This is a genomic window from Streptomyces sp. NPDC052687 (genome assembly GCF_040678395.1).
Lineage (GTDB): Bacteria > Actinomycetota > Actinomycetes > Streptomycetales > Streptomycetaceae > Streptomyces.
Map to the genome: position 1 here is coordinate 42823 of NZ_JBFATR010000031.1, position 12935 is coordinate 55757.

Annotated in this window: 11 protein-coding genes; 10 read left to right on the forward strand and 1 reads right to left on the reverse strand. The window is 73.2% G+C overall.

The genetic code is table 11. The features are described 5' to 3' along the window. From AB0K92_RS22910 to AB0K92_RS22945, 8 genes are all read left to right on the forward strand, one after another. A complete protein-coding gene (locus AB0K92_RS22910; protein WP_365925624.1) occupies positions 1–879 on the forward strand; it encodes a sugar ABC transporter permease in 879 nt (292 codons plus the stop codon). Continuing rightward, entirely contained in the window at positions 876–1700 is an 825-nt protein-coding gene (locus AB0K92_RS22915) for a carbohydrate ABC transporter permease (protein WP_365925626.1), read from the forward strand. The genes AB0K92_RS22910 and AB0K92_RS22915 overlap by 4 nt, the downstream gene beginning before the upstream one ends. Beyond that, positions 1697–2782, forward strand: coding sequence for an ABC transporter ATP-binding protein (locus AB0K92_RS22920; protein ID WP_365925628.1), 1086 nt, complete (start codon positions 1697–1699; stop codon positions 2780–2782). Before AB0K92_RS22915 ends, AB0K92_RS22920 begins: the two co-directional genes overlap by 4 nt. Continuing rightward, on the forward strand, positions 2779–3606 hold the full coding sequence (locus tag AB0K92_RS22925) for a DeoR/GlpR family DNA-binding transcription regulator (protein WP_365925630.1): 828 nt from the start codon (positions 2779–2781) through the stop codon (positions 3604–3606). The genes AB0K92_RS22920 and AB0K92_RS22925 overlap by 4 nt, the downstream gene beginning before the upstream one ends. Then, positions 3584–4660 carry an ABC transporter ATP-binding protein gene (locus tag AB0K92_RS22930; RefSeq protein WP_365925632.1) on the forward strand — a complete coding sequence of 359 codons (1077 nt, stop codon included), beginning with the start codon at positions 3584–3586 and terminating at the stop codon, positions 4658–4660. Before AB0K92_RS22925 ends, AB0K92_RS22930 begins: the two co-directional genes overlap by 23 nt. Further along, the gene (locus AB0K92_RS22935; RefSeq protein WP_365925634.1) at positions 4657–5685 is read left to right on the forward strand and encodes a 2-hydroxyacid dehydrogenase; all 1029 of its coding nucleotides are present in this window, start codon (positions 4657–4659) and stop codon (positions 5683–5685) included. Before AB0K92_RS22930 ends, AB0K92_RS22935 begins: the two co-directional genes overlap by 4 nt. 18 nt (positions 5686–5703) lie before the next feature. Further along, positions 5704–7125: an FGGY-family carbohydrate kinase gene (locus AB0K92_RS22940; RefSeq protein WP_365925636.1), complete on the forward strand. Its 1422-nt coding sequence runs from the start codon at positions 5704–5706 to the stop codon at positions 7123–7125. Between the two features lie 78 nt (positions 7126–7203). Further along, positions 7204–8277, forward strand: coding sequence for a glycerophosphodiester phosphodiesterase family protein (locus AB0K92_RS22945; protein WP_365925639.1), 1074 nt, complete (start codon positions 7204–7206; stop codon positions 8275–8277). Positions 8278–8281: 4 nt separating this feature from the next. Here the strand turns inward: AB0K92_RS22945 and AB0K92_RS22950 are convergent, their stop codons facing one another. Next, positions 8282–8920 (reverse strand): DsbA family protein, encoded by a 639-nt coding sequence (locus tag AB0K92_RS22950; protein WP_365925641.1) that lies wholly within the window; start codon positions 8918–8920, stop codon positions 8282–8284. Between the two features lie 148 nt (positions 8921–9068). On the opposite strand from AB0K92_RS22950, the gene pepN reads away from it, so the two are divergent. Beyond that, complete coding sequence (gene pepN / locus AB0K92_RS22955; protein ID WP_365925643.1) at positions 9069–11645, forward strand: aminopeptidase N; 2577 nt, start codon at positions 9069–9071, stop codon at positions 11643–11645. 221 nt (positions 11646–11866) lie between these two features. Further along, positions 11867–12913, forward strand: a complete 1047-nt coding sequence (locus tag AB0K92_RS22960; protein WP_365925645.1) for a hypothetical protein — start codon at positions 11867–11869, stop codon at positions 12911–12913. Positions 12914–12935: the final 22 nt, after the last annotated feature.

Consider the following 12935-nt stretch of genomic DNA (forward strand, 5'->3'; position numbering starts at 1 on the left):
GTGCGACAGGCGCTGCGCCCCTATCTCCTCATCGTCCCGGCACTGCTGCTGACCTGCGGCATCCTCTACCCGTTCGGGCTCGGCCTGTACTACACGCTCTTCGACTTCGCGGCGAGCAAGCCGCGGCCGGACATGGTCGGCCTCGACAACTACCGGACCGTCTTCACCGAGGAGTCCTTCTGGAACTCCGCCTGGGTGACGGTGCTGTACGCGGTCGGAGCGGCCGGGTTCGAGACCGTGCTCGGTGTCGCGGTGGCCCTGCTGCTGAACCGGTCGTCGCTGGTCGGGCGGGTGCTGGAGAAGATCCTGATCCTGCCGCTGATGATCGCCCCGGTGATCGCGGCGATCATCTGGAAGCTGATGCTCCAGCCGTCGGTGGGGGTGGTGAACCACCTGCTGAGACCGTTCGGGCTGGGCGGCGTGCAGTGGACGGACACCCCGACGGGCGCGCTGCTGTCGTCGATCGCCGTGGACGTGTGGGTGTACACCCCGTTCGTCGCGATCCTCGCGCTGGCCGGGCTGCGGTCCCTGCCCGCCTCCCCGTTCGAGGCGGCGGCCGTGGACGGGGCCGGCTGGTGGTACACGTTCCGGCGGCTGACGCTGCCCATGCTGTGGCCGTACGTCCTGGTGGCGCTGATCTTCCGGTTCATGGACTCGCTGAAGGTCTTCGACATCATCTACGCCCTCACCGAGGGCGGGCCCGGCGACTCCACCGTGGTGCTGCAGATCCGGGCGTACCTGGAGGCGATCCGCTTCCAGCGCTACTCCTTCGGGATCAGCTACACGGTCGTGCTGTGGGCCGTGGTCTATCTGGCCGCGATGGTGCTCGTCCGGCATCTGGGGCGGATCCAGCGCCGGGCCGCGGAGGTGACCACGTGAGACGGCGATGGCCCGGGTGGCTCGCGGACGCCGCCCTGATCCTCTACTTCGTCTTCGCGCTGTTCCCTATCGCCTGGATGGTGATCCTCTCCCTGAAACCCGCCGACCAGCTGTTCTCCACCTACTTCTCCTTCTCCCCCACCCTCGACTCCTACCGGACGGTCCTCGGCGACAGCGAGGGCATCCCCTTCACCCGGTTCTTCGTCAACAGCCTGGTGGTGTCGCTGGGCGCGGTGACGCTGTCGCTGCTGGTGGGGCTGCCCGCCACGTACGCCTCGGCGCGCTGGCGGTTCAAGGGCTCGGACAACCTGATGTTCACGCTGCTGTCCTTCCGGTTCGCACCCGAACTCACCGTCATCATCCCGCTGTTCGTGCTCTACCAGGAGCTGGGACTGTTCGACACCTACGTCGGCATGGTGTGGGTGCTCCAGCTGGTCACCCTCCCGCTGATCGTGTGGATCATGCGGTCGTACTTCGCCGATCTGACGCCCGAGCTGGAGCAGGCAGCGCTGCTCGACGGCTACACCCGCAAGCAGGCCTTCTTCCGGGTGGCGATCCCGCTGGTCAAGCCGGGGATCGCGGCGGTGTCCCTGCTCGCGTTCATCTTCGCCTGGAACAACTTCGTCTTCCCGCTCATCCTCACCTCCAGCGAGGCGCAGACCGTGACCGTGGGCGCGCTGTCCTTCCTCGGCGGCGACCGCCCCAAGTACAACCTGACGGCCGCCGCCGCGCTGATCTCCGTCGTACCGCCGCTGCTGCTGGCGCTGCTGATCCAGCGGTATCTGGTGCGCGGGCTGTCCTTCGGGGCGGTGAAGTCATGACCATGATCAAACTGGCCGCGGTCCGCAAGACGTACGGCAGGACCACCGCCCTCGACGGGCTCGATCTGGAGGTCGCGGAAGGCGAGTTCCTCTGCCTGCTCGGCCCGTCCGGGGCGGGCAAGACGACCACGCTGAAGACCGTCGCCGGACTCGAACGGCCCGACGCGGGCACGGTCGAGATCGGCGGGAAGGACATGCGGGGCATCGAACCGTACGACCGTGGCGTGGCCATGTGCTTCGAGAGCTACGCCCTCTACCCGCACAAGTCGGCCTACGACAACCTCGCCTCCCCGCTGCGCTCCCCCCGCCACCGCCTGCCGCCCGCCGAGGCGCGCCGGCGGATCGGCGAGGTGGCGGAACTCCTCGGCATCCAGGGCCTGCTGGACCGGCCCGTCGGCGAGCTGTCCAACGGGCAGCGGCAGCGGGTCGCCCTGGGCCGGGTGCTGGTCCGCCCGGCCCGCGCGTTCCTGCTCGACGAGCCGCTGTCCCACCTCGACGCCAAGCTGCGCCAGCAGATGCGGGCCGAGCTGAAGGCGATCGGGTCGGTGCGGCGCACCACGACGCTGTACGTCACCCACGACTCCGTGGAGGCGCTGGCGCTCGGCGACCGGATCGGGGTGATCCGGGACGGGCGGATCGTGCAGACGGGCACGCGGGAGGACATCTGGTACCGGCCTTACGACACCGAGGTGGCGCGGGCGTTCGGCCGGCCGCGGATCAACCTGCTGGCCGGGACGGTCGAGGACGGTGTGTTCAGCTCGCCGGACGGCGCGGTGCGGCTGCCCTTGGCGGCACCCGTGCGCGGCCCGGCGCAGCTCGGGATCCGGCCCCGGGACCTGACGCTGGGCGGCGGCCCGGGTCACGAGCTGTCCGGCAGCGTCTACGTCACCGAGGTCCTCGGCCGCTCGGTGGAGGTGACCGTGCGGCTCGGCGCCGCCCAGGTGGCCGTCGTCGCCCCGCGCGAGAAGGCCGCGGGGCTGCGTCCCGACGATCCGGTGCGGCTGTCGGTGCGGCCCGGGAACCTGCTGCTGTTCGAGGCCGACGGGTCACAGCGCCCGGGACGACGGATCGGGGCACGATGAGCGGCGGCAACCACGCGTTCCATGGACCGGCGGCCCGGCAGGCCGCCCTGGCCGAGCACGTCCTCGCCGCGGGGTCGGCGACCGCGGCGGAACTGGCGGAGCGGTTCGGGGTGAGCCTGATGACCATCCACCGGGATCTGGACGAACTGGCCCGGCAGGGCGTCGTCCGCAAGTTCCGCGGCGGGGTGACCGCGCAGCCGTCCGGGGTGTTCGAGGCGAACGTGCAGTACCGGCTGAAGACCATGCGGGACGAGAAGCGGGCCGTCGCCGGCCGGGCGATGCGGCTGATCGAGCCGGGCATGGCGATCCTGCTGGACGACTCCACCACCACCCTGGAGATAGCGCGCCGCCTGCGCCTCGGCGAGATCACCCCGCTGACGGTCGTCACCAACTTCCTGGAGGCGATCAACCTGCTGGCGGGCCGGCGGGGCATCCACCTGATGGCGCTCGGCGGCGACTACGACCCGCTGCACTCCTCCTTCCTCGGGGTCTCCTGCGTCGAGGCGGTGCAGCAGCTGCGCGTCGACGTCTGCTTCGCCTCCACCTCGGGCGTGCACGCCGGGCACGTCTGGCACCAGGAGCAGCACATCGTGTCCGTGAAGCGGGCGATGCTCGACTCCGCCGCCCGCAACGTCCTGCTGGTCGACCACACCAAGCTGGGCCGGGTCGCCCTGCACCGCGTCGTGCCGCTGTCCCGTTTCGACCTGCTCCTGGTCGACGACGGCGCGTCGGCCGGGGCGCTGCGCGACCTGGACGAGCACCAGGTCCGTTACGAGGTCTGCGCGACGAAGGGCGGAGTGGATGACCGAGCTGGAGTTACGTGACCTGCGCAAGACCTACGGCTCACGCGGGCGGCGCCCGGTCGAGGCGGTACGCGGACTCGATCTGGCTCTGCGTTCCGGGGAGTTGCTGGGGCTGCTCGGGCCGTCGGGCTGCGGGAAGTCCACCACCCTGCGGATGATCGCCGGTCTGGAGACGGTGACCGGCGGGGACATCCTGGTCGGCGGGGCACCGGTGACGCACCTGCCCGCGCAGCGGCGCAACATGGGCGTCGCGTTCGAGAACTACGCGCTGTATCCGCCGCTGACCGTCGCGGAGAACCTGGCGTTCGGGCTGAAGGCGCGGGGCCGCCGCGCGGACGCGGACCGCAGGGTCGCCGAGATCGCGGAGCGGATCGGGCTGACGCCACTCCTGGACGCCCGCCCGGCCGGCCTGTCCAGCGGGCAGAAGCAGCGCGTCGCCCTGGCCCGCGCCCTGATCCGCGAGCCGGACGTCCTGCTCCTCGACGAGCCCCTCTCGCACCTGGACGCGGCCCAGCGCGACACCACCCGCCGCGAACTCAAGCGCATCCAGCGCGACCTCGGGCACACCACGATCCTGGTCACCCACGACCAGGAGGAGGCGCTGTCGCTCGCCGACCGGATCGCCGTGATGCGGGACGGGGTGATCCAGCAGCTCGGCACCCCGTACGAGATCTACGACCACCCGGCCACCGTCTTCGTCGCGGACTTCGTCGGCGAGCCCGCCATCAACCTGCTGCCCGCCACCGCCACCGCCGGCGGCCACGCCGCCCGCCTGTCCGACGTGCTGGAACTGCCGCTGCCGGTGCGGGTCGAGGCCGGGCGCGAGCTGATCGTCGGCGTCCGCCCCGAGGACCTGTCCCTGACCGGCGCCGACGGGCTGCCCGCCCGGGTGCTGGCCCACGAGCCCCTGCTGGAGTCGGGCCTCGCCACCCTCGACCTCGCCGGCGTCGACCGGCCCGTCACCGTCCTGACCGGCCCGGACGTCCGGCTCGCCCACGACGAACGGGTCCGGCTGACCGCCGACCCCCGCCTCACCCATGTCTTCGACGCCGCGACAGGAGAGTCCCTGCGATGACCCCAGACCCGGTCCGTGTGCTCGCCGCCGGTGACCACTTCGTGCTGCCCTCGCTGATCGCCGAAGCGGTGCGGCAGGAGCATCCGGCGGACGTCCGTCAGGTGCGGCTGGGCTGGCCGCTGGAGCCGTTCGGCGCGGTGGCCGAGGTGAGCGAGGCCAGTGACGCGGAGGACGAGCTGATCGAGGCGCTGGGCGACGGCCGGGAGGTGCTGGTCACGCAGATGGGCCCGGTCACCGCCCGGGTCCTCGCCGCCGCACCGGCCCTGCGGCTGGTCGTGGTGTGCCGGGGCGGCCCGGTCAACGTCAACCTGGACGCGGCGAAGTCCCGCGAGGTGCGCGTGTGCTACGCGCCCGGCCGGAACGCCGCCGCCACCGCCGAGTTCACCGTGGGGCTGATGCTGGCGGCGCTGCGCCGGATCCCGCAGGCGCACATCCCGCTGGCCGGTCACGGCAGTTGGGAGGGCGCCGCCTACTACACGTACGACCGCGCCGGCCTGGAGCTGGAGGACCTGCCGGTCGGGCTGGTCGGCTACGGGGCGGTGGGCAGCCGGGTGGCGCGGGTGCTGGGCGCGTTCGGCGCGCGGGTGCTGGTCCACGACCCGTATGTGCGCGGCGAGATCCACGGACTGCGGGTCGCCTCCCTCGACGAGCTGCTGCGCCGCTCCCGGGTGGTCAGCCTGCACGCCCGGCTCACCGCCGAGACCCGCGGTCTGCTCGGCGCCCGCGAGCTGGCGCTGCTGCCCGAGGGCGCGGTGGTGGTGAACGCGGCGCGCGGCCCGCTGCTGGACGAGGACGCGCTGTGCGCGGCGCTGGCGAGCGGGCGGGTCGCGGCGGCGGCGCTGGACACCTACGCGCGCGAGCCGCTGCCGCCGGACTCCCCGCTGTACGGCTTCGCGGACCGGGTCGTGCTGACCCCGCACCTGGGCGGCGCCAGCCGGGCGGTCGCCGAGAAGGCCGCGCGGATCGCGGCCGCCGAGGTGGGGCGCTGGGCGCGCGGGGAGCCGCTGGCGCACTGCCTGACCTGAGGGTTCGAAGGAGGCGGTATGTACGTCGGTATCGATGTCGGCACGTCCGTGGTGAAGGCCGCCGCCTTCGACGAGGCGGGCAGTGAGCTGGCCGTCGAGTCCCGTCCGGTGCGTCTCGCGCTGCGCGGCGGGTTCGTCGAGCAGGACATGGAGGAGGTGTACGCGGCGGTCGTCGAGGTGCTGGGCGCGCTGACCGGGCGGGTGGCCGGGCCGGTGGCGCTGGCGGGGCTGACCGGGCAGGGCGACGGGCTGTGGCTGGTGGACGCGGAGGGCCGCCCGGTGCGCGCGGCGGCCTCCTGGATGGACGGGCGGGCGCACGAACTGCTCGACCGGTGGCTGGCCGACGGCACCTTCGAGACGGTGTTCCGGCGCACCGGCAGCGCCATGTTCCCCGGCTGCCCGGGCCCGCTGCTGGCCTGGTTCGACCGCACCGAGCCGGTCGCCCTGGACGCCGCCGCGACCGCCCTGTACTGCAAGGACATGGTGTTCCGGCGGCTGACCGGGGCACCGGCGGCCACCGATGTCTCGGACGCGTCGATGCCGTTCCTCGACCCGCGCACCCGCGCCTACGACGACCGGGTCGTGGAGCTGCTGGGCCTCACCCACCGCCGCGGGCTGCTCGCCCCGGTCAGCGACCCGGCGGCCACGGCGACCGCCCGCGAGGGCCTGCCGGCGGGCACGCGGATCGCGAACGGGCCGTACGACCTGCCGGCGAGCGCGCTGGGCGCGGGGGTCACCGCGCCGGGCGACGGGCTGCTGATCGTCGGCACCTGTCTGGCGGCCCTGGTGGCCACCACCGACCTGGATCTGGGCGGTGAGCCGGCCGGCCTGTACATCTCCACCGACCGGCCCGGTCACTGGCTGCGGGCGATGCCCGCGATGGTGGGCACGGCGGCCCTCGACTGGGTGCTGTCCACCACCGGCGTCCGGCACGCGGAGGTGGACGCGCTGCTGGAGGCGACCCCGCCCGGCGCGCACGGGGTGCGCGTCCTGCCGTACTTCGCCCCCTCCGGTGAGCGCGCCCCCTTCGTCGAGCCGCGGCTGCGCGCCGAACTCACCGGCGTCAGCCTGGAGTCGACCCGCGGCGACCTGGTCCGCGCGACCTGTGAGGGGATCGGGTACGCGGCCCGGCACTGCCTGGAGGCGGCCGGGCTGACCGGCTCGCTCGCGGTGTGCGGCGGCGGCACCCGCAGCGCCGCGTGGACCCGGCTGCTGGCCGACGTGCTGGGCCGGCCGCTGCGGGTCGTCGAGGGCGAGGTGGGCGCGCGCGGCGCGGTGCTCGCCGCGGCGCGGCGGTACGGGGTGCGGCTGGACGCCGGGGCGTGGACCCGGCCGGCGGCGGTCGTCGAGCCGGACCCGGACCGGGCGGCGTACTACGCGAAGGGCTACGAGGAGCATCTGGCCCGGCTGACCGAGGCGCGGGCCCGCGCCCGCGCGTGACGAAGCCATCCACGAACCGCCCTACAGGGAAGAGGAGTTCGCATGCCGACAGGCCGACCGCCCATGAGACGACTGCCGATGAGACGACGGTCGCTGCTGCTCGCGACGGCCGCCACCACCGCCCTCCCGTGGGCCGCGGCCGCGCACGCGGCCGGAAGGCCGCGCCGCCCGCTCGTCATCGGGCACCGGGGCGCCGCCGGGTGGCGGCCCGAGCACACCGCCGCCTCCTACACGTACGCGGTGCAGACCGGCGCCGACTGGATCGAGCCGGACCTGGTGCCGACGAAGGACCATGTGCTGGTGGTGCGGCACGAGAACGAGATCTCGCAGACCACCGACGTGGCCGCGCACCCGGAGTTCGCGGACCGGCGCACCACGAAGACGGTGGACGGGCGGGCGGTGACCGGCTGGTTCACCGAGGACTTCACGCTGGCGGAGCTGAAGACACTGCGGGCGGTCGAGCGCCTGCCGCGCATCCGCGACCGCAACACCGTCTTCGACGGCCGGGAGCGGATTCTCACCTTCCAGGAGGTCGTGGACCTCGCCCGGCGCCTGTCGAAGACGTACGGCCGCACGGTCGCCGTGTTCCCGGAGACCAAGCACCCGACGTACTTCCGCTCCCTCGGCCTGCCCCTGGAGCCGGAGCTGGCGCGGATCGTCCGGCGAGGCCGGCTCGGGCCGCGCGAGTGCGTCGTGCAGTCCTTCGAGCCGACCAGTCTGCGGCGGATCGCCGCGGAAGGGCTCGGGGTGCCGCTGTGGCAGGCGCTGGGGACCACGGGCGGGCCGTACGACCTGGTCTCCGCCGGGGATCCGACGACGTACGAGGACATGATGACCCCGGCCGGGCTGGCCCGGATCGCCCGGTACGCGGACTGGATCGGGCCGGACAAGTCCTCGGTGCTGACGGTGAACGCGGACGGCACGGGCGTCCCCACCCCGCTGGTGGCGGACGCCCGTGCGGCGGGCCTGCGGATCGGCCCGTACACCTTCCGCGCCGAGAACCAGTACCTGCCGGCCCCCCTGCGCCGCTCGGCGACGGCGACCGATTTCGGGGACGCGTTCGCGGAGTACGCGCTGCACTACGCGCTGGGCGTGGACGCGGTGGTGACGGACTTCCCGGACCTGGCGCGCATCGCCCGCGACGCGGACTGACGGATCAGAGGTTGCTGAAGTCGGGGCCCTTGGTGCGGGTGCGCTTGATCTCGTAGAAGCCGGGGACCGAGGCCACGGCGAGAGCGCCGTCCCACAGGCGGGCGGCATCCTCGCCCTTCGGGGCGGGGGTGACGACCGGGCCGAAGAAGGCGATCTGCTCGCCGTCGGCGCCGGGCACCGCGATGACCGGGGTGCCGACGTCCTGGCCGACCTTCTCGATGCCCTCCTTGTGGGAGGCGCGCAGCTGCTCCTCGTAGGGGGTGTCGTCCCAGTGGTCCAGCAGCGACTCGGGCAGGCCGGTGTCGCGCAGGGCGGCGGCGACCGCCTCCTTCTCCGGGCCCATGCCCTCGTTGTGGATGCGGGTGCCGAGCGCGGTGTACAGGTCGCCCAGCACCTGCGGGCCGTGCTCCTCCTGCGCGGCGATGGTGACCCGGACGGGGCCCCACGCCTTGGTCGTCAGCATCTCGCGGTACTGCTCGGGCAGCTCGTCCAGCTTGTCCTCGTTGAGCACGGCGAGGCTCATGACATGCCAGCGGACCTCGATGTCCCGGACCTTCTCCACCTCCAGCAGCCACCGGGAGGTCATCCAGGCCCAGGGGCACAGCGGGTCGAACCAGAAGTCGACGGGGGTCTTCTGCGACATGTCTCTCCTCATGGGGCGGGGTTTCCCGGGGCAACACGGGGACAACGCCGCCGCCGTCCCCGCTCATTCCCTGCTGCCCCGCGTCAGGGGCGCATGGCAGGATCGGTCCTGTTCAGCCGTACCCGCGACCCATGAGGGAGTGCCGCCCGTGCCCGGTGAGAATCTGTCCCGCGACGAGGCCCGGGAGCGGGCCGCGCTGCTGTCCGTCGACGGCTACGAGGTCTCCCTCGACGTGCGCTCCGCCGTCGGCGACCACGCCGGCGACGGCCCCCGCACCTTCCGCTCGGTGACCACGATCCGCTTCCGCTGCGCCGAGCCGGGCGCCTCCAGCTTCGCGGACCTGGTCGCACCGAGCGTGACGGCGGTCTCCCTCAACGGCCGCGACCTCGACCCGAGCGAGGTGTTCGACGGCTCCCGGATCGTGCTGGAGGACCTGGCCGCCGAGAACGAGCTGATCGTGGACGCCCGGTGCGCCTACTCCCGCACCGGCGAGGGCCTGCACCGCTTCGTCGACCCGGAGGACGGCGAGGTGTACCTGTACACGCAGTACGAGCCGGCCGACGCGCGCCGCGTCTTCGCGAACTTCGAGCAGCCCGACCTCAAGGCCCCGTTCCGCTTCGAGGTGCGGGCGCCCGAGGAGTGGACGGTGTGGAGCAACGGCGCCGGCGAACGCGCCGACGGGGTGTGGCGGTTCGCGGAGACCAAGCCGATCTCGACGTACATCACGTGTGTGGTGGCGGGCCCGTACCACTACGTCACGGACAGCTACGAGCGGGTCCTCGGGGACGGCACGCGGCTGGAGATCCCGCTGGGCGCGATGTGCCGCAAGGGTCTCGCCCCCTACTTCGACGCCGACGACGTCTTCCTGGTCACCAAGCAGGGCCTGGACTTCTTCCACGACCACTTCGACTACCCGTACCCGTTCGGCAAGTACGACCAGGCGTTCGTGCCCGAGTACAACCTGGGCGCGATGGAGAACCCGGGGCTGGTGACCTTCCGCGAGGAGTTCATCTTCCGGGGCAAGGTGACGCAGGCGTCCTACGAGGGCCGCGCCAACGTGATCCTGCACGAGATGGCGCACATGTGGTTCGGCGACCTGGTCACCATGGAGTGGTGGGACGACCTGTGGCTGAAGGAGTCCTTCGCCGACTTCATGGGCGCGTTCTCGCTGGTCGGCGCGACCCGGTTCAAGGACGGCTGGATCACCTTCGCCAACCGCCGCAAGGCGTGGGCGTACCGGGCCGACCAGCTGCCCTCCACGCACCCGATCACCGCCGACATCCGCGACCTGCAGGACGCGAAGCTCAACTTCGACGGCATCACCTACGCCAAGGGCGCCTCGGTGCTCAAGCAGCTGGTGGCGTACGTCGGCCAGGACGCGTTCCTGGAGGGCGCGCGGCGCTACTTCAAGCGGCACGCGTACGGCAACACGCGCCTCGGTGACCTGCTGTCGGTGCTGGAGGAGACGTCCGGCCGGGACATGGGCGCGTGGGCGCGTTCCTGGCTGCAGACGGCGGGCGTGAACTCGCTGACCCCGCAGGTGCTGCTGGACGGCGAGGGGCGGATCGCGGAGCTGGCGGTGGTGCAGGAGGCCGCCGAATCGCATCCGGAGCTGCGCCCGCACCGGGTGGCGGTGGGCCTGTACCGGCGCACGGCGGACGGGGCGCTGGAACGGTACACGCAGGTCGAGACGGACGTCGACGGTCCGCGCACGGTCGTGGCGGAGCTGGCGGGCGCGGACGCGCCGGAGCTGGTGCTGGTCAACGACGACGACCTGACGTACTGCAAGACCCGGTTCGACGAGACGTCCCTGGCGACGCTGCGCGCGCACCTGGGCGCGGTGACCGATCCGCTGGCGCGCGCGCTGTGCTGGTCGGCGCTGTGGAACATGACGCGGGACGCGCTGCTGCCCGCCCGGGACTTCGTGGACCTGGTGCTGCGGTTCGCGGGCCGGGAGTCGGACATCGGTGTGCTGCAGATGCTGCACGCCTGGGCGAACTCGGCGCTGGTCCACTACGCGGCTCCGGCCTGGCGCGAGGAGGGCGAGCGGCTGCTGGCGGAGGGTGCCCTGCGTGAGCTGCGGGCGGCCGGGCCGGGCAGTGAGCACCAGCTGGCGTGGGCCCGGTTCTTCGCCGCGACGGCGTCCGGCAGCGGGGATCTGGAGCTGCTGCGGGGCCTGCTGGACGGCACCGAGAAGATCGACGGGCTGGAGGTGGACCAGGAGCTGCGCTGGGCGTTCCTGGAGCCGCTGGCCGCGCACGGGGTGATCGACGGGTCGGTGCTCGTGGCCGAGCTGGCCCGCGACGACACCGCGTCCGGCAAGCGGCACCAGGTCCGCTGTCTGGCCGCGCGGCCGTCGGAGGTGGTGAAGGCGCAGGCGTGGGCGCAGGTCGTGGAGTCGGACGCGCTGTCGAACGCGCTGGTGGAGGCGACCATCAGCGGCTTCGCGCAGCCGTCGCAGCGGGCGTTGCTCGCGCCGTACGCGGGCAAGTACTTCGAGGCGATCGAGCGGGTGTGGGCGGAGCGGTCCATCCAGATCGGCATGGACGTGGTGCGGGGTCTGTTCCCGTCGCTGCAGGACTCGCCGGAGACGCTGGCGGCGACGGACGCGTGGCTCGCGGCCCACGAGGACGCGCCGCCGGCGCTGCGGCGGCTGGTGCTGGAGGCGCGGGACGACCTGGCGCGGGCGCTGCGCGGGCAGGAGTGCGACGCGGCGGCGGGCTGAGCCCGCACCGCCCGCCTTTGGCCTGAGCTCGGGCCGGGGGTGATCGTGACGAAATCCGGGCGCGCGTGACCGTAACCCCTGGTCCGCCCTCCTGCGGACCAGGGGTTTCCGGTGCCTGATCGGCATCCGAACACTCGTCCTTTAGTGCGGACTTGTCCGCATTTGTCGACGAACGTGTAACAGCGGTTACAGGGTCGGCCGGCCCTGGGAATCCCCGGGACATGACCCACGACACCCCGCTCTCCCCCCGCCCCGCACGCCACATCGCCGAGGGCACCCGCCGGGTCGTGACGACCGCTCAGCTGCGCGCCCACGGCGTCTCCCCCGCCGAACTCGCCGAGCGGTGCCGCCCCGGCGGCCCCTGGCAGCGACTCCTGCCCGGCGTCTACGTGCCGCACCCGGGCCCCTTGACCAGCGAGGAGCGCCTGCACGCGGCGCTGGCCTACGCGGCCCGGCAGACCCCGGTCGCGGCGGTGCCGTCCCAGCCGGGCGCCGCGGACCCGCAGCCGAACCGCCCGGCCCACCCGGACGCGGTGCTCACGGGTCTGGCGGCCCTCACCCTGCACGGCTTCACCGCCTCGCCGCCGCTGTCCGCCCTGGCGCGGATCGACGTCCTGGTCCCCCGGCTGCGCCGGCTGCGCACGACGGGCTTCGTGCGCATCGTGCGCACCGCCGCGCTGCCCGCCCCCGAGCAGGTGACCGGCCTGCCCGTCGCCCCCGTGCCGCGCGCCCTCGCCGACGCGGTGGCGGAGCTGTCCGACGCGGGCGTGGTGCGCCGGCTGCTCACCGAGGCCGTCCGCGGCGGCCACTGCGATCCGGCGTCGGTGGTGCGCGAGCTGACCCGGGCGAGGCTGCTCGGCCGCCCGCACGTGGTGGACGCGGTGGACTCGCTGGTGGCGGAGGGGCGGGCCGTCGCCGAGGGCCGGCTGTACCGGATGGTGCGGGAGTACGGTCTGCCGGACCCGGTGTGGAACGTCGACCTGCGCCTGCCCGGCGGCCCGCACCTCGGCGGCCTGGACGCCTACTGGCCGGAGCACGCGGTCGCCGTCGAACTCGACACCCGGTCCCCGCGCCAGGACGAGGACGCGGTGTGGTCCGAGTACGCCCGCAAGCGGGAGACCCTGGAGCGCCTCGGCATCACGGTCGTGCACCTGACGCCCCGCAAGCTGTGCGCGTCGCTGGAGCAGCAGGCCACGGTGGTCCGCACGGCGCTGATGGCGTCGGTGGACCGGGACCCGGCGGCGTCTGTCGTGGTGGTGCCCCGGTAGTGACGGACCGGGGCGGTGCCAG